The following is a 17,722-nucleotide window of genomic DNA, read 5'->3' as shown; positions in this document are numbered from 1 at the left end:
AGGGGTAAAACGGGGTGAAACAAAACCATGTGGACGAGGAAACCGGGGCTTTCTCCAAGTGAAGGTGGGGCTCTCTGATCGTCCGGATCGATTGGAGTGGAAGGAAGAAGGCTTCGCTTCCCCGACTTCCGTTCCTCGCCCTTCGGGCTGCGGTACGGGTTCGGCTACGCCCACATCCCCCATCAAGTAGAGGTGCCACCATCACTTATATATTGGAAATTCATTTAGGCTCTTTCCCGTTGTCCGGATCAACTGGAAATTCGCTCAAAATGAGCTTCTAAACTGATTATACGAGGAGGTAAACAATGAAAAAAAGCTTGTTCTATGGAGAAGGGGTAGGAAGAGTCATTGTTATTAACTTGAGTCGCGGGGATAAGCTGCTAGAAAGTATCCGCGACCGCTTGCAAGCGGAAGGCATCCGTAACGCAGTATTGTTTGGAGCTGTCGGTTCTCTGCAGAAGCTCGTTTATCACCTGCCGACAAGCATGGGACCTACCTCTGATGACAGATTTATTACGGTTGAAGGAGCAGGGCCGATTGAACTTGGTTCCTTGTCCGGAAATGTAATCGACGGGGATCCTCATCTTCACATCGTGGCTCAGGATAAAAACGGGAACTATATCGGCCATCTGGAGGAAGGAACAGAGGTATTGTTCCTGGCTGAAATTATCCTTGCAGAGATCAAGGGATTAAATATCCATCGTACAAAGAATGAGCATGGGGTTGTTTATTTAGCCGATAAATAAGGCTTAACAATACCATTGTGTGAACGAGTTCGAGTTTGGCTGTACTCAAATAGTGAGCTATTCCATTTTTCATACCATTATTCATGATATCGAGGAGGATTTTAAACATGGCAGCTGCTCAAAAATTGACGGATCAGGAATTAATCGAAAAAATTCGTAAGGTCAGATTGGCCGATTTATCCGATGGCATGGATGCGCTGGGCTTGGTTAATGTAGGCTCGATGTCCACTGACATGAGACCTCTCCGCCCAGGTATTGCTTTCGCCGGATTCGCCTATACGGTTAAACTTATTAAATCCCAAGAACCGGTTATCCCAAGCAGTTCGGTGGAAGAGTATTTCAAGAAGAACGGGGAATGGTGCCGTGAGGTATACACCTTCGATCGCATAATGAAAAATGACGATATTACCGACAAGGTGCTTGTAATCGATATGGACGGTTACCCGGGCGGTGTACTGGGCTCAGACAATATGCTTGCTTACAAGTTCAGAGGCATGGCCGGAGCTGTTGTTGACGGCGGCTGCCGTGATTCTTTCGAATGCAACCTGGAGGAAGTCAACGTGTTCAGCACGAGAAGAACATTCCATCACGTATCCTTCAGATTGGCTCATGGCGGGGTGAACATTCCGGTTCAATGCGCTGGCGTAACCGTACATCCAGGTGACGTGATCTGCGCGGATGACGACGGCGTGCTCGTCATCCCTAGAAATCGGGCGGAGGAGGTTCTTGAATTTGCCATTGCCATACTTCAAGCGGATCAAAAAGCCCGTACCGCCAAATATGAAGCTCTTGGCATGCAGCCTGATTACACACTTAACCGCCTCGGAGAATAAGAGTTAAACTTAATGAAGCAATTCCCCCGAAACGGCATAGTACGACGGGGGATGACTCAAAATCTGCTAGTGGAGGGTCATTGATGTTAATTAAAAAAAGAGTTTCGGCAGCGCTTACAGCATTTATGATGACTGGGGTATTAGCTGCTTGTTCCAGCGCTCCTGCGGCTAGCGGAACAAGCAAGCCGGAAGCGGCGGGTGAGGTCAAGAAGGCGGATCAGCCAGCTGCCGTCAAAAATGTCGAGATTCGTTTTCCTTGGTGGGGGAACGTGGCACGGCATGAGAAGTACAACAAGCTGATGGACATGTTTGAGAAGAAGAATCCGGGAGTCAAGGTCATCCGGGAGCCTGGTTCCTTCCCTGATTATTGGCAGAAGCTTCCGACCCAAACTGCAGGAGGGAACCCGCCTGACGTACTGATGTTTACGACAATCGGCCAAATGCCGGAGTACGCTGCCAAGGGTGCGATTCTTCCACTCGACGATTACATCAAAAGCGGCAAAATCGATGTGAGCAACTTCCCGAAGAACGTACTTGAGCTTGGGAAATACAACGGTAAAACATACATGATTACCAAAGGCTTGGCTGCGCAAGCCATGATGGTTAACGTAGGTTACCTGAAGGAGAAAGGGATCGAGCCTCCCAAAAATGAGTATGCCTCTTGGGATGAGTTCATAGCTTATCTCCGTCAAGTCAAAGCCAAGATAGGGAAGAACGAGCAAGGTAAAGATATTTATCCGCTCATTGACGACGCAACCGACGACATTTCCTTCGAAAGTTGGCTGCGCCCTAAAGGGAAGAACTTATTCTCCGACGACGGTAAATCATTTGGCTTCACCAAGGCGGATCTGATCGACTGGTTTAACCTCTGGCAAGGAATGAAAAAGGAAGGTCTCATCCCTCCGGCCGAAGCAACAGCGGAAGAAGGGAAGCTTGACTGGGAGCAGGGCATGGTCGCCAAGCACCGTGTAATCATGGACCCTCGCCCCGGCAACCACTTGAAGGTTATGCAGGCAGCAATGAAGGATCAGCTGACCCTGATTCGCATGCCGGGTGAAAATGGAAAGTTCGGTGAGCTTCTTACCGGTGCATTCTTAGGTATTTCGGCAAAGAGTAAAAACCCGGACGTCGTGGCAAAGCTGATCGATACATGGAGTAATGACCTTGAATTTATCCAGTTATATGAGCATGAGCATGGCATTATTCAGAATGAAAAGATTCTTAAGGAATTAAAGATGGACCCAAGCGACCAGATCACAACGAAAAACATGCAAGAGGTCATTAAGACAACAACGCCGCAGGCTCAGCGTCTGCCAGGTATGGCCGGTATTTTCGACCAAATTAAGAAGTCGTATGACGAGGTTAACTTCGGAAAAACTTCGGTTGAAAAAGCGGTGGACACCATTTTCGCGGAAGCGGAACGGATTATGAAGAAATAATGGTTAAGAGAGGTGCGGCCTGCGGATGCTCTTAATATCCGCCAGGCCGTACCAGATTCTCAAGATGGAGATGGTACTGTGACACAGCATACGATCAACAACAATACCGTAAAACGGTCTTCAATCGCGAAAAAGTTCTGGAATAAAAATAAATTCGCTTGGGCTTTTATTCTTCCCTGGTTTATCGGGATCATTTGTCTCGGATTAATCCCTATGCTGGCTTCCTTATATTTGTCGTTCACCGATTTTAACATGCTGGAATCGCCGAAGTGGGTCGGAGGCGCCAACTACGTCAAATTGTTTACGGATGACAATCGGTACCTGACCTCTATCAAGGTAACTCTTAAATACGTTATTATCGGTGTTCCGCTGCAGCTGATCGTATCATTGTCATTCGCTATACTGCTCAACCGCGGTATTCGAGGTTTATCGGTTTATCGCGCTGTATATTACGTACCTTCCTTGTTGGGGGGGAGTGTTGCTATCGCCATCCTGTGGCGTCAAGTGTTTGGCAGCGACGGTTTGTTTAACCAATTTATAGCATTGTTCAATATAGCGGGGAAAAGCTGGTACACTCAACCCGAATACGCAATCTACACGCTGATACTCCTTAAAATGTGGCAATTCGGATCGCCGATGGTTATTTTTCTCGCCGGTTTAAGGCAAATACCTAAGGATATATACGAAGCAGCTTCCATCGACGGTGCAAATAAAATACAGCTGTTTTTCCGCGTTACGATTCCTTTGTTATCACCGATCATCTTCTTTAACGTGGTCATGCAGATGATTGCCGCTTTTCAGGCTTTCACTCCGGCGTTCGTTATTGGAGGAGGCACAGGAGGAGCGCTTGACTCCATTTTGTTCTACACGCTTTATCTGTACATTAAAGCCTTCCAGCATTTCGAAATGGGATATGCCTCTGCAATGGCCTGGATTTTGCTTACGATGATTGCATTGGCCAGCGCGTTACTGTTCTGGACCGCCAAAAAATGGGTGCACTATGAGAGTTAGGGGGAGGTCTGTTATGGCACTGAATTCGTCCAAAGCATTAACTTACCTAGTCATTACCATCATGGGTCTCGCCCTGATGTACCCGTTATTTTGGATGTTGAGCAGCTCCTTCAAACCGGAGCAGATCATATTTCAGCAAATGGGGCTTTGGCCGTCACAGTTTACATTGGACAATTACATCAAGGGCTGGAAAGGTTTATCCGGCATCAGCTTCGCCACCTTTTATGTGAATACGTTTATTGTGGTGGGCTTGGTTATCCTCGGTAATTTGATAACCTGCTCAATGACTGCCTTTGCCTTTGCCCGAATCGATTTTACATTTAAAAAAATATTTTTCGCCGCCATGCTGACGACGATCATGCTTCCCCAGCATGTGGTGCTTATTCCGCAATATATCATCTTTAATAAGTTGGAATGGATCAATACGTACTATCCTCTTATCGTTCCGAAGTTTCTGGCCACGGATGCTTTCTTTATTTTCCTGATGGTTCAATTTATCCGGAGTATTCCTAATGAGCTGGATCAGGCGGCCATCATGGACGGCTGCAATCCTTTTCAAACCTTCGGGCGGATAATTGTCCCATTGCTGCAGCCTGCATTAGTTACAACGGCGATTTTCACCTTTATATGGACGTATAACGACTTCTTTAGTCAACTCATTTACATCAGCAATCCCAAAATGTTCACGATCGCATTAGGGCTGCGCATGTTTCTGGATAATCAGGGGACTTCGGCTTGGGGATCGATGTTCGCGATGTCCATTATCAGCTTACTTCCCGTTATGCTGTTCTTTACGCTTTTCCAAAGATTAATCATCGAAGGTGTGACTACCGGATCTCTTAAAGGCTAACGGGTAAACGGTACTCTTTCGAGTATATACCGACAAAAAATAGGAGGTATTATAAAATGACTATGACTGATAAGGAACTTATTGAACAAATCCGCAAGGTGCGTCTTGCTGACCTGTCTGACGGGATGGACGCATTAGGGCTAGTGAATGTAGGCTCGATGTCCACAGAAATGCGTCCCCTTCGCCCGGGAATCGCATTTGCCGGCTTCGCGCATACAGTCAAGCTGGTGCCTTCGCAGCGCAGAATCGAAAAGCCATACTCTACCCCAGAGGAATACTTCGAAGCTAACAAGGCTTGGACTCAGGACGTCTATACTTTCTCCCGTGAGCTTCGCGAAATTGATGTAAAAGACAAAGTGCTCGTGATCGATCAAGGCGGATATCCGGGTGGTGTACTTGGCTCCGACAACATGCTTGGCTACAAGTACCGTGGCATGGCCGGTGCTGTCGTGGACGGCGGCTGCCGTGATTCGTTCGAATGCAATCTGGAGGAAGTCAATGTTTTCAGCAGCAAACGAACCTTCCATCACGTCACCTTCCGTTTATCAAATGGCGGAACCAATATTCCAGTGCAGTGTGCGGGAGTTACCGTTCATCCGGGTGATGTGGTCTGCGCAGACGATGACGGTGTTTTGGTTATCCCGCGCGCACGCGCCGAAGAAGTGCTGAAGTTCGCCATTGCCATTTTGGAAGCGGATCAAAAGGCACGTGCAGCCAAATATGAAGCGCTCGGCATGCAGCCGGATTTCACCTTGAATCGGCTTAGTTAATGTAGAGTATGGCAGTGGAATAGCTGATGAAAGGAATGAATGGTCATGGAGATTAAAGTAGGAATCGTTGGGTGCGGAGGGCATGCGAATACGCATGCTGCAGCTATTCGGGAAAGCGGCTTCGCCACATTGGCGGCGTGTGCGGATATCGATCCGGAACGAGCTCGTCAGTTTGCCGATAAATACGGAGTAAAGAACAGCTATGGGTCACTAAAAGAGATGGCTGAAGCAAATGCGCTGGATCTGCTGATCATCGTGGCTTTTCCTACCGTACATCCGCCTCTCATTCGTGAAGCGGTGTCATATGGAATTCGTCACATCCTCTGTGAAAAGCCGCTTGCCTTAAATTCGGAGCAAGCCGAGGAAATCCAGGCGCTTGCGAAAGAAAGCGGGGCGCTGATCGTCGAGGGTCTGATGTATCGCAGCCATCGTCAAATCGCCAAAGCTAGGGAACTGGTGGCGTCAGGAGTAATCGGAGACGTTCGATATATTCATGCCCAATTTAGCGATTATGCCAGCAGCAGTCCAGGCAATTGGCGAAACAACCGCAGTCTGGGTGGAGGCTCCATGACGGCGAAAGGCTGCTATTTGGTGGACGCATGCAATTTGTTCTCAGGTTCGCGCGCCAAATCGGCGTTCTGTATCGAGAGCGTGAATCCCGAGTTCAATGTGGAAGTAGGAGAAACCGGGACGATCGTATTTGAGAACGGGGTAACGGCTCAATTCGAAACGAACCACAGGTCCGTATGGCGGGAAGAGCTTAAAGTTTGCGGTACGAAAGGGACATTGATCATTCCTCATTTAATCGTTACGAAAGTGCAGAAGCGCGAAGTGCTCCTGGAACTGGATGGGTCATATGAACACCGGCTCATGAAGGTGGAATCGTTTGAATTTGAGCCGCATAACAGTTATTTGCTTCAGCTTGAAAATCTTTATCGCTGCATTCGTGAGGGGGCGGCACCCAACTTCCCGATTACCGATTCCATCATCAATTATAAGGTGACTGACGCCTTAATGCGGTCGGTTCAATCGGGTAAGCTGGAGCCGGTTCAGTGGTAGTGGTGTAACTCGTTGGTCATGGAGGCGCTATGATGATTAAAGTCGCAATAATAGGTTCCGGAGGCATTTCCAAGTCACATGTTCAGTGTTTAACGAAGATATCGGATGCACAGATTGTATCCACATACGACGTAGACTTCCAAAGGGCCGCCGAGCTTGCGGCCTCCTGCGGAGCCAAAGCGTATTCCGAAGTGGAAGAGGCTGTGCTAGCTGCGGATCTCGTGTATATTTTAACTCCCCCTTCCTTTCATAAGGATCTCTCGATTATGGCTATGGAGAATGGCAAGCACGTCATGATCGAAAAACCAATCGCCATTTCAGCAGAGGACGCCGAACAGATCGTCGAAGCTTCAGATCGGCTAGGCCGTCTGGCTATGGTCGGGTTCAATATGCGCTATCGACAGGGGTATAACAAGCTTAAACGTATTGTCGATTCGGGGAAATTAGGACCGGTACTGAATTTGTGGAGTCAGAGAATGAGTATGGGAAGTCAGAAGGGTACTTGGAGAACGAATCAGCTGCAAATGAGCGGATTTACTATCGAATCATTATCGCATGATATCGATATTTTTCGCTGGTTATCGGGAAGTGAGGTAGAAAGCGTCTACGGTAATGTGAAAAACTCTAGGGACGATTTACCGGGATATGACGATAACTCTCTCGTTATTCTTAAGCTCAGAAACGGGTATACGGCTTCGATACAAGCAAGCTGGTCCTCGCATTTGGATTTCAACAGTCGGGGGATCGTTGGTAACGAGGGAACGGCAATGATATCCGGTAAAGGAACTTGGAATTTTGATACTTTCCGATATAAGACGAATCGGATGGACAACGAATTTGTAGAGTCTTTTGATGACCCTTTAAACGCGGACTCTTATTTAGAAGAAAACATTCATTTTATCGATTGTGTAAAAAATGGAACTAAACCGATAACAACAGCGAAAGACGGGCTGGCCATCCTTCAGGTGTCACAAGCCATCCTTCAGTCCAGCCGTGAGAACAGAGTTGTCACTTTATAGCTTGTTGATGGAGGTGCGGAAATGAAACCAATTTCTTATGTCACAGGGGCGGACCGCGGCCTCGGCTTAGGCCTTGTACAAGTTTTACTCGAGAAAGGGTACAAGGTTTATGCGGGAAGTTATCTTCCGGAACAAGACGAACTGCGGAAACTGAGCAGGGAGCATCCGAACGACGTGATCGTTCTGCCCCTGGATGTTTCCAGCGAAGAGTCTGTAAAGCAAGCCAGGGAAGTCATTGCGGCAGAGACGAACGTTCTCAATTTATTGATCAATAACGCGGGTATCGCCCAAGACCGCTCGGGAACCATTTTGGAGCCGCAGTACTACGAGGATATCCGCGCCCTTTATGAAATCAATACACTAGGCCCGCTAAGGGTGACGCAATCGGTCATCGATTTGCTTCTTAACGCGGACCGGAAGATGCTGGTGAATATATCTTCGGTAGCCGGCAGCGTTCAAGAATTGGTGAGAATCCAGCAATACGGATATACAATGTCAAAAGCAGCTTTGAATATGCAATCCAAGATGATCCATAATCACTTCAAGGATCAGGGATTGAAGGTTTTAGTCGTGCATCCGGGCTGGATGCGTTCTCTTCTTTTCGGAGACATCGAACGAATGAAAGATGCTCCTTTCGAACCGATTCAATCTGCTCGCAATATCGTGAAGCTTACGGAAACGGAAACCGAAATAAATGAAGACATTTATATGGACCACGAAGGGAACCGGTTGCCGTGGTAATATCACTAGAAAGCTTTGGAGGTGTTTATAATGAATCGGAGCATTCAGATTGCGGCAATGAGTTTGATTTGGAACAACCCTCAAGGTGACGAGTTTCCGCTCTGGCTGGAGGAGGTTAAGGAAGCCGGCTATGATGGAGTGACCGGTTTTGCGGCACACAGCTTCAAGCCTTTCATTGAACAGCCGGCTGAATTGAAGCGAATGCTGGACAACTCGGGTTTGTTGCTGGCAAGTATCGACGTTCATGAGCAGCCGTCACTGGATTATTATAAGAAGGTTTGTGAAATGCTGGCGCTTAACGGATGTAAGAACTTGGTATATATAGATCCGAAGGGCGGCCCGAAGGAATACCGTAAGCTTGGGGAATGGCTTAACAGAATCGGGGAGATGAGCCTTTCCTACGGAATTCGGACCTTATACCACAATCATACCCGAGGCATTGGTGAAACCTTCACCGATCTCGAACGGGTTCATGCCGAGGTGGATTCGAGCAAAGTATTCAAGATGCTTGATTTGGGTCACGCTACCAAGGATTTTGTCGATCTCCCGGTTCGGGAGCGGGCAGTTCACTTCTTAACAAAGCATTGGGAGCAAATCCGATTTATGGAGTTCAAGGATTGGAACGAGGAAACGGATCTCAATACTCCTCTTGGAGAAGGTTATTGCGACTATGACAGTGTCTTCCGGCTCATCCGGGAGAAGGGCTATCAGGGATGGATCCTTGTCGAGCAAAATGGCAACGAGGGCTGGAGCCGGGGAAGATCCCCTCTGGAATGCTCTAAAATAAGTATGGAGTACGTAAAAAAGGGTTTGCAATTCTGAAGTTATGTTGACATCTCTATGCTAATTTATGTAAAATACATTCATAGGTTGACCAATTGAAAAGAAGGAAGAGATAGATGGTGTCTCAAGCTAATCAATTTAACTTCGAACCGATTCAAAAAAGTTCCATAGTGGTAGAACTAACCAAAATGCTGCTGGATTATATTTTCTCCGGTAGCATTCAACCGGGAGGAAAGCTGCCGACAGAGCGTCAGCTTCAGGAAGCGCTTGGGGTAGGTCGTTCAGCAATCCGGGAGGCGTTGAAGGCTCTGATGGTCCTTGGAGTTCTTGAGGTTCGTCAAGGGGATGGAACATACCTGAAGAAAGTGGATTCAACACTGCTCACACAATCGATTGAGTGGGGACTGCTTCTTGGCGAACGGAACATGATGGACATTATCGAAACGCGTCGGGAGATCGAAGTTATCATCGTACGATACGCAACTTTGAGACGTACTCCGGATGAAGTCAAGGAATTAGAGGAAATATTGAAAAAACTTAAAGAGTCCACGATTCACGATTTCGTGGAGTTTGATATCGCCTTTCATTTAAAGCTCGCCGAAATGGCTCGCAATACGGTACTTAAAGGTGTATTGACAAGCATACAATCACTGCTTAGAACGTGGATCAAATGCGTAATTGAGGCTGCCGGAGAGACCGGATTTTCTTACGATGATCACTACAAAGTGTATAAAGCGGTAGCCGATGGGGACCCTGAGGCCGCAATGCTTGCCATGCAAGAACATATGGAGGATGCAACAGCAAGATTAATTGCTGAAATTGAGAAAAATCACAATGGTGGCGCAGTGAATCTCCGTTAAAGGGAGTTGGACGTTAATGCTAAGGCTGGCGTGTTCGACTTTATCTTGTGATGGCTTTGGCGAAAGTAAATTTAATAAGAGCCTCGCTCTTCATCCGGAATCGGATATCAATATATTGAATTTAATTGCTGGCATCCCGCTGACTTGACTCCCCGCTTTGTTCGAAATTTAAAGGGGAGATGCTCGGAGGCGGGACTTCAGCCTATCGCCGTATACGGTTCTTCATTCGGTGGAGAAGATCATCATGAACTCAGCAAGGATGTGACTCACAAGCTGCGCATGATAGACGCCGCTGTAGAGCTGGGCTGCCGCCGGGTCGTTGCCACAGGGGCCAAACGTGGCAGCAAGGGCGGTTTGACCGGGATTTTGACGGTGCTGAACGAAATAACATCGTATGCGGAAGAAAAAGGCGTTCTGATCTGCCTTGAAAATCATGCCAATAACAACCTGGAATCTATCGAAGACTACGAAAAGCTGTTTCAATCTATCGATTCACCGAATATCGGGCTTTGTATCGACAGGGGACACTTCGATGCTTCCGGCATTTCATTGGACGATGTAGTAGCCAAGCTTCACAGCAAGGTTAATCATATCCACGTTAAAGAAGCCGCACAGTCTGGTGTTGAGCGGTTTGTCCGGTTCGGGGAAGGCACGACCGACAATCACAAGGTTCTAGAGCAGATGCTGCGCCTGGGTTATCAGGGATATGTTTCAGTAGAGCTCGCTTTGTCTGATAAAAGCAGGATAACCCAGGAACTGCGGACTCCCATTGAGTTTTTCTCCAAATATGAAACCCGCCAGGCGCAGGTAGGGCCTTAAGGTTTTCTATCAGTAAGGGGCTGAACTATGACCTACCCATCTTATATTAATTTAACGGACAGCTTTGTAAAGGGCTTGCACGACTATTTAAAAAAGAAAGAGATTCCTTTAGATGAAGTTGTAGAGGTCTTTGCCGGTGATGGTCGGTTGGGTCTGCAGCTGGGGCTGAATCAAGGATGTAACATTTCGGACTTGCTTTTATATGCCTGTGACGGGTATGAGGATGAAGTGAACATGAGGTGGGAAAAAGAGCCTCAAGGCGTAGTTAAGGAAACGGCCTACGAAACTGTCGTTCGATTCGGCGCCTCAGAAGGCGCAAGTCTCCGGTTACTGATTATGGGTGCGCCTCTTCCAGCGAACTCATATTATTGTCCGTCGTACCAGGCGGCGAAAGCGCTTTACCATCTTTTTAATGCGCAAATCCTATATATAGGTGAGATGTACAGCCGCGCGTTCGGATCTCCCAAATTTTTTAACCATTTGGCAATAGTCGATGATGACCCAGATAACTCTTTCAAAAATTTGGTGGTTGACAATTACGACAGTCAGAACGGCTACTTTACAAGCGCACAGTTTGAAGAACCCGTTACCGTTCGTCCATATTTATTAAAATTTGTCACATGTGCCGATGAGAAGTGTGATTGTCGAGATGGATCCAACATTCAAATAGATATTCATAATTTTTTGTCCGGATAAATGTTTAAATTGAAGACCGTCAGGTTCCTGTTCTGAACAAACAGAAGTTACTGATACGGAGGAGTATCCAGCATCTCACTAATATGCATATCCTCAAAAATCACTTCAATTCGAGATATTGATCATTTTGTAGCGCGGTGGAAAGAAAAGAAGACTGAGAACAAAACCTTATTAAAACAATGGAACTGGATCTGTCTAAACTCCCCAGACATACTTTCTGAAACTGAACCGAAGATGAGTTAATTATCACATTTAGCCAAAAAGGTTATTACTCATTAAAAGAAGTAAGAAAATTTCGAACTATGATTGATATTCAATCAAGATATTACTTATTGGAAACTCAAGAAGAGACACGCATTCGTGATATGTTAGAGAACAAGTATAGAGGACCGAACAACTTCTTGACTTTAATCGATGAAACCGAAAGAAGAAGAAGTGTATTTGAGAATATGTGTAAGAGGACAAAACATATATCGATTTGAATCCGCGATTTGAGCGGATTTTTTATTTTATGGATGAGGGTGTCCCAAAAGTCATAAAAATGGCTGAGGGAATACCCTCTTTTCAATTTTTTACAACAAAAAGAAACCTCTCTTTGGTAAAATGGAAGTGCGACCAACCATTGCCATAAAGGAGAGTTCCTTAAACTAACGGCAGCTCGTTCAATGGGCAGGATAGTTCAATTATAGTGAGATCCCCATGGCCGGTCAGCTTCGATCCATGAATGGGCTTGGCCCGATCTTCGTGGCAGCAATTTTGGCTGGGGCCGGTGATCTTAGACAATATGCACATGGACGTCAATTACGGCGAAAGGCAGGCCTTAATCTTGCCGAAAGCACGTCAGGTAAACGAAAAGGGCAGATAGTTCTGTCGAAACGCGGGGATTCTACACTACGCAAATATATGTTTCTTGCTACCATACAGCTCATAGGAGTCAATCCTGTCTTTCGAGAGCTGCATGAACATAACGTTAAAGTGAAGCAAATGAAGAGACAACAATCTGTACACAAACTAGTGGGAAAAGTGGCTAGGATTCTGGTCAGTATCATCCAAACAGGAGAAATATTTTCGCCTGAGAAAGCAAGAAAGGCTTTTGCTCTTGCTGCATAAACACTTGCAATACCACGTAGGTTGACTCATTCGCAGGATTTTACAAAGAAAGCACGGAGAACCGAGTTCCTGTCCGAGAAGGGCTTAGACCCGTCGGCTAAACGCAATCGGTCTCCACACCTTGGATAAGTATGACGATGGAATGTAAGGGCTTAGACCAGTTGAGCCATGGGATGGTAAACTCCAGGGCATCTTGTGGAGAATGCGTGCAGTAGTAGATAACAGCCATGGGAAATGTTCAAGAGCGTTTCTTCTATTCCCGCATGCCCTAAAAGGATTTTCAACGGTGGATACAACTTACTTTCGTGTCAACCCTTGCAGTACAAGGTGTTGAAATCCTGCGAATGAGTGAGAATACGTAAGATAAACCTTTAAAACCGAGGGACGGGTAGGAAAGCCTAATGAACAAGCGAAAATAATTATAAAAAATGACATTTCATCCATGCGTAGTAGTGGTAAAATTAGGAATGATTGGGTGTATTGTTGTGATCATTTTTGATTTTAGTTATTGCGAGGGAGGAATCGGATATGCAGGGAAATGAGGAAATCCCAGTGGAAGAAAGGCTCGAAGACATTACGGGTTTAACTTGTATTTATGTACCAGTAAATGATGTTTACGAGTCTATTAAGTGGTATCAAAAAAATTTAGGGTATCAGCCTGCAAACAACGACCGTGTTGAACCTGGGATGACTATGGCTGTTTTGAATTTTCCCGATCGGAATGGAAACCTGCCTTCACCTGGTTTAAGACAAGTCGTACCCGCTCTGTTCCTTCACAAATCGGATGAAGAAGGCGGTTGACTACGCTTTTCATGGTCATTGGACAGCGGCAAACACCACGCAATGGCATGTTTCATTACTCCACGGATCGAGGAGCTATTTGAACGTTTCAAGGAAAACGGAGTGAATATTTTAGGAGAACGGATGACAAGCGGACCCAATATAACGTTCGCTTTCCTGACGGTAATATATGGGAAGTATGGCAACCATAATCGATTGATCTATTACGCTAACTTGAACGATAGCTGAATAAAGACACCGCGGCAGCCGATCATGACGATCGGCTGCCGTTTCCACGCTAACGGGCAGATTTTTTTAATGCTTTGAAGCTGTCCCAGACTGTTTAGAACAGCAGGTTTTTTCGTAGCAAAATAACAGCATACTTGCACCCCTATTGCGTCGGACACAAAGAAAATCGCCCTCAACTTAGCCTTTTTGGCCAGATGTAGGGCGATATTTTTCATGTTCTATAAGGTTGCTGTTACGATAGTCTGACCAGCACTCAATGTGCTGATTTTACCAAAATATGCAATAGGAATAGAGCTCCGAAAATGCCATGGATAAATACTATCTTACTAAAAAAATGAATAGAAGCCTATACCTTTTTTTGAATAAATTGTATGTTAGTTAAGCGGCCGCGGCGCGACATAGCAAGGAATTAAATCAAGGAGGTAGATTCCTGCATGGACTATAGCAGAAGCTTTAGAGAAGTGCTACTTAACTATACTTTTGTTGACCCTGAGGTGCAATTTATTCGTCATAATGAGAACATCACTTACAAGGTTACCGAAAAAGGGACAGGTGAGTCGTACCTACTGCGAATGCATAAGCCCATCACCCCAAACATGCAGGGGATCCAGACCACGCGGGAGGCGATTCAATCAGAATTGGATTTTTTGCAAACATGGTCAATTTTTGCCGAATGGCCGGAGGCGGCTAAGCCGTTAATGGTTCCCCAGATAAGCTGAATATTTTCACCGGGTGTTTAGTTTATGGCCACTGATGTAAAAGTGAATCGGACTATATAAGCATTCTTCAGCGTCGTTCAGCTAACGGAGAACGATAGTTGAATGAATTGAAACGGGAACTGCGTCTGCGACTCCCGTTTTTATCGTGATTTGAAGCATTTCTTTGCCGCGGTTTCTTTGAAAAATTGTCATAACCGAACGATTCGTCGTCCGTATTCCAGACGGGGAGAAGTCTGCTGGTAGCCGTGAGGGAAAGCGGGATCATTGAATATTAAACTAACGAGCAGCCTAATTCGAATATAATAAAAAATTCTCATGTACTCTTTGAATATTTTGATACTATATGATAGTGACAAACAACGAAAGTAGTTCATTTTAATGGATTGGAGGGATGTGAGCATGATGGATCGGGAAAAAAACAAACCAACGGCCCATGAGTTAATGGAATTGCATGTTGAGTCGATGTTTACGCATGACCGGAACATGCGTCTTCGTACGATAAACGAGCCCTGGCCCGGAGAGGATCCTGCCCCCCGGTTTTTTCTGGGAAGGACTATTGAGGGAACGACTCTCTGTCGGTTTCGGTATGATGTCCCGGAGATGCTTGTCGAGCGATTGGAGGGATTATGCGCTGACGAACCAGTCATCCAGGATTTCCGGACGAAGCCGAAACACTTTGAAGCATACATGAAACTCCTTCAAAGTGAACGTTTCACGATGGGACCTTGTTATCTTGTTCCTGACGAAACCGTACCGACATTGCAGATAGTCAGCATCACCAGGGAAAATATGACCGAATTTTTGAGAAGCGGATTTGAATGGCTGATCTCAGAAATAGACTACGCGCAACCCTGTATAGCGCTCGTACGCGAAAGCAGGGCGGTCTCGATATGCCGCAGCGTTCGCATCACATCCAGAGCACACGAGGCAGGTCTTGAGACCTTGGACATGTTTCGCGGGAGGGGCTATGCCGCCGCAGTTGTTGCCGGCTGGGCGACGGCGGTGCGGAAGCTAGATGGTATTCCGTTATACAGTACTTCATGGGAGAATCTCTCATCCCAGAGTGTGGCAAAAAAATCAGCCTTGTCCTTTTATGGAGTCAATTTCACAATCAGCTGACCTTCAGTTAGCCAGCATTTGCAGAGACAGGTCGGTGCCTACCTGAGACATAACAAGCAGCCGATCCCAAGATTGGCAAGAACAAATAAATTGAAGCGATTGATCTCAATCATCTACAAGCTGCTGAACCACGAAGTTTTGTCTGCCTCCATGCTGGCTGAACAGTTTCAAGTTTCCCAAAGAATCATCTATCGGGATATCGACGTGATCTGTGCTGCTGGCTTCCCGGTCATATCGTATCAGGGAAGTAAAGGTGGATATGGTATGATGGACGGATATAATATGGATAAAAGCTTGCTCGGTTCGTATGATGTCGTTTCCCTGATCACCGTGCTCAGCAGTCTCCCCTTCGTGTTTGAAGACGAGCGTGCGCAAGGAACCATTGAACGACTGCAAACGATTGGAACGAGGCATCAGACTCCTAGTCTAGCGGTGGACTTTGAAACCCGTCATACGGATCCCGAGGCGCTTCCTCATTTACGCACGGCCATTACGGAGCGAAATATCGTCCGTTTTGATTACATCAATGTAAAGAATGAACGCACAAACCGTGATATGGAACCGGTGAGGCTTCATTTTAAATATGGCAATTGGTATATATATGGTTATTGCCGAACACGGCGGGATTATCGAGAACAGGATACCTTTCAGCCACATCACGAGGTGCCGAAAGAGGCTGGTTTTTCAAACGGTGTATGGCAAGATCAGGTGGAGGAAGTAGTGATTCGGGTGGGACCTGAGGATTTGGCAGAAGTGATGGATCAGTTTCACCAGGTTGATAAGCAATTTCATACCGATGGAAGTATGACGATGCGAATTCCTGTTTATAGGCCATTGAAAGCACGTTGGCTTTGGTCAATTCTGCTGAGTTTTGGGATCCTGGGGAGAATTAAGGAACTCCCGTCCTCTGTGCTGAGTCAAGAAGTGAACAGCTCGTTTCGCACCATCGCCCATGCCCTTAGTCATATCTATGCGGTTGATAAGATGTGGTATCTGGTTTTAACAGGCACTGTTATGCGAGAGGCGCTGCAAGCATGCATACCGCTAAATGAGAGCATCCTGTATACTGTGGATGGAATACGTCAATTTTTTTGCCCAGTTATCGGAGCAATACAGAGAGTGGTTCCGAAGCCAAGCCGATTTGGAGCAGACCATTATGCTTGACAATTCATTCGCCTGAATCCGCCAAACACGCTCATCGGAAGTTGTACTGCAACTGGTCAATCACGGGACCTATCACAGGGGCAATGTTTCTACAATGTTGCGTCAGTTGGGCCACGCATCCATCATGAACGACTATTCACTTTTTTAGTATCAGGAACCTGCGGAATCAATTTAATCTCTGACGTCGCAAAATTATGTCGAGGATATCCAGTGCAGTTTCCAGTACAACTGGAGAACCTCGATATGATGAAATGACGTCATCAGTATTTAAATACTCAGCAATAACGTATAAAAAATCGTTTTTGAAGCCTTGGTATGGGAGAATGTATTTTATGGAAATTGAAAATCTAATTACAGTAAAATCGAGGGAAGATTTGAGGGTTTGGCTACATGAAAAGGGTAAGACTGAAAAATCTTGTTGGATAGTAGTTGGTATGACGCCAAACCCGGATACGTTACTATATTTGGACGCGGTCGAGGAGTCTTTGTGCTTTGGATGGATTGATGGAGTCAAAAAGAAAATATCTGAAACTGAGCTGGCGCAGAGACTGTCCCCTAGAAGCAAAAGAAGTTCATGGACTGAATTGAATAAAGAACGCGTCCGCCGCCTCGAAAAGTTAGGGTTAATGAGAGACGAAGGAAGAAAGGTACTTCCTGATATGGACCACGATTCTTTTAAAATAGATAGGGTTATCGAGCAAAGGCTAAAAGAGGAAAGGAAAGTATATGAGAATTTTTTGGCATTTCCGGCTCTTTATAAAAGAGTTCGGATCGACACGATACAAAGTTATAAAAATCAGCCACAATTATTTAAGAGTAGATTAGACAAATTTATAACAAACACTAAAAAAAACAAAATGTACGGTCAATGGCATGATAATGGACGCCTTCTCGATTATTAAGATACGCTAGATCGAATTGAATGACAATCGAATGATTGCATCTTTAAATGGAA

19 protein-coding genes and 2 pseudogenes are annotated in these 17,722 nt (G+C 45.9%); all 21 read left to right on the top strand.

The window, feature by feature from the left end:
- A partial coding sequence (locus E1757_RS36320) for a hypothetical protein (RefSeq protein ID WP_220446580.1) occupies positions 1–190 on the top strand: 190 nt, incomplete at its 5' end.
- Positions 191–305: 115 nt separating this feature from the next.
- Entirely contained in the window at positions 306–746 is a 441-nt protein-coding gene (locus tag E1757_RS34995) for a PPC domain-containing DNA-binding protein (protein WP_133237019.1), read from the top strand.
- A 107-nt stretch (positions 747–853) separates the two neighbouring features.
- Positions 854–1,579 carry an RraA family protein gene (locus tag E1757_RS34990; RefSeq protein ID WP_165972431.1) on the top strand — a complete coding sequence of 242 codons (726 nt, stop codon included), beginning with the start codon at positions 854–856 and terminating at the stop codon, positions 1,577–1,579.
- Between the two features lie 83 nt (positions 1,580–1,662).
- Entirely contained in the window at positions 1,663–3,018 is a 1,356-nt protein-coding gene (locus E1757_RS34985; RefSeq protein WP_133237015.1) for an ABC transporter substrate-binding protein, read from the top strand.
- A gap of 78 nt (positions 3,019–3,096) precedes the next feature.
- Complete coding sequence (locus tag E1757_RS34980; protein ID WP_425464888.1) at positions 3,097–4,029, top strand: carbohydrate ABC transporter permease; 933 nt, start codon at positions 3,097–3,099, stop codon at positions 4,027–4,029.
- 13 nt (positions 4,030–4,042) lie between these two features.
- Positions 4,043–4,879 carry a carbohydrate ABC transporter permease gene (locus tag E1757_RS34975; protein ID WP_133237013.1) on the top strand — a complete coding sequence of 279 codons (837 nt, stop codon included), beginning with the start codon at positions 4,043–4,045 and terminating at the stop codon, positions 4,877–4,879.
- Positions 4,880–4,935: 56 nt separating this feature from the next.
- Entirely contained in the window at positions 4,936–5,649 is a 714-nt protein-coding gene (locus E1757_RS34970; protein ID WP_133237011.1) for an RraA family protein, read from the top strand.
- Positions 5,650–5,694: 45 nt separating this feature from the next.
- Positions 5,695–6,708, top strand: a complete 1,014-nt coding sequence (locus E1757_RS34965) for a Gfo/Idh/MocA family protein (protein WP_165972430.1) — start codon at positions 5,695–5,697, stop codon at positions 6,706–6,708.
- Between the two features lie 29 nt (positions 6,709–6,737).
- Positions 6,738–7,727: a Gfo/Idh/MocA family protein gene (locus E1757_RS34960; protein WP_133237007.1), complete on the top strand. Its 990-nt coding sequence runs from the start codon at positions 6,738–6,740 to the stop codon at positions 7,725–7,727.
- Positions 7,728–7,748: 21 nt separating this feature from the next.
- Positions 7,749–8,468, top strand: coding sequence for an SDR family NAD(P)-dependent oxidoreductase (locus E1757_RS34955; protein ID WP_133237005.1), 720 nt, complete (start codon positions 7,749–7,751; stop codon positions 8,466–8,468).
- A gap of 30 nt (positions 8,469–8,498) precedes the next feature.
- Positions 8,499–9,290, top strand: a complete 792-nt coding sequence (locus tag E1757_RS34950; RefSeq protein ID WP_133237003.1) for a sugar phosphate isomerase/epimerase family protein — start codon at positions 8,499–8,501, stop codon at positions 9,288–9,290.
- A 77-nt stretch (positions 9,291–9,367) separates the two neighbouring features.
- The gene (locus E1757_RS34945) at positions 9,368–10,111 is read left to right on the top strand and encodes a FadR/GntR family transcriptional regulator (RefSeq protein ID WP_133237001.1); all 744 of its coding nucleotides are present in this window, start codon (positions 9,368–9,370) and stop codon (positions 10,109–10,111) included.
- Between the two features lie 99 nt (positions 10,112–10,210).
- Positions 10,211–10,930: a sugar phosphate isomerase/epimerase family protein gene (locus E1757_RS34940; RefSeq protein ID WP_133236999.1), complete on the top strand. Its 720-nt coding sequence runs from the start codon at positions 10,211–10,213 to the stop codon at positions 10,928–10,930.
- Positions 10,931–10,957: 27 nt separating this feature from the next.
- Positions 10,958–11,626 (top strand): hypothetical protein, encoded by a 669-nt coding sequence (locus tag E1757_RS34935; RefSeq protein ID WP_133236997.1) that lies wholly within the window; start codon positions 10,958–10,960, stop codon positions 11,624–11,626.
- A gap of 699 nt (positions 11,627–12,325) precedes the next feature.
- On the top strand, positions 12,326–12,736 hold the full coding sequence (locus E1757_RS34930; RefSeq protein WP_246079728.1) for an IS110 family transposase: 411 nt from the start codon (positions 12,326–12,328) through the stop codon (positions 12,734–12,736).
- A 528-nt stretch (positions 12,737–13,264) separates the two neighbouring features.
- Positions 13,265–13,537 (top strand): hypothetical protein, encoded by a 273-nt coding sequence (locus E1757_RS34925; RefSeq protein ID WP_133236995.1) that lies wholly within the window; start codon positions 13,265–13,267, stop codon positions 13,535–13,537.
- Between the two features lie 662 nt (positions 13,538–14,199).
- Positions 14,200–14,484 (top strand): hypothetical protein, encoded by a 285-nt coding sequence (locus tag E1757_RS34920; protein WP_133236993.1) that lies wholly within the window; start codon positions 14,200–14,202, stop codon positions 14,482–14,484.
- A gap of 399 nt (positions 14,485–14,883) precedes the next feature.
- Positions 14,884–15,603 (top strand): kasugamycin N-acetyltransferase AAC(2')-IIb, encoded by a 720-nt coding sequence (gene aac(2')-IIb / locus E1757_RS34915; protein WP_133236991.1) that lies wholly within the window; start codon positions 14,884–14,886, stop codon positions 15,601–15,603.
- A gap of 72 nt (positions 15,604–15,675) precedes the next feature.
- Positions 15,676–16,500, top strand: a pseudogene (locus tag E1757_RS34910) (helix-turn-helix transcriptional regulator); the annotation flags it as partial.
- Positions 16,480–16,915 (top strand): annotated as a pseudogene (locus tag E1757_RS36830) (DinB family protein). The pseudogenes E1757_RS34910 and E1757_RS36830, both read left to right, overlap by 21 nt.
- A 184-nt stretch (positions 16,916–17,099) precedes the next feature.
- The gene (locus E1757_RS34905; RefSeq protein ID WP_133236989.1) at positions 17,100–17,669 is read left to right on the top strand and encodes a YdeI/OmpD-associated family protein; all 570 of its coding nucleotides are present in this window, start codon (positions 17,100–17,102) and stop codon (positions 17,667–17,669) included.
- Positions 17,670–17,722 lie beyond the last annotated feature (53 nt).

This window comes from Paenibacillus piri, from assembly GCF_004354045.1.
Classification (GTDB): Bacteria; Bacillota; Bacilli; order Paenibacillales; family NBRC-103111; genus Paenibacillus_S; species Paenibacillus_S piri.
This window is presented reverse-complemented; position numbering and strand designations above follow the sequence as displayed.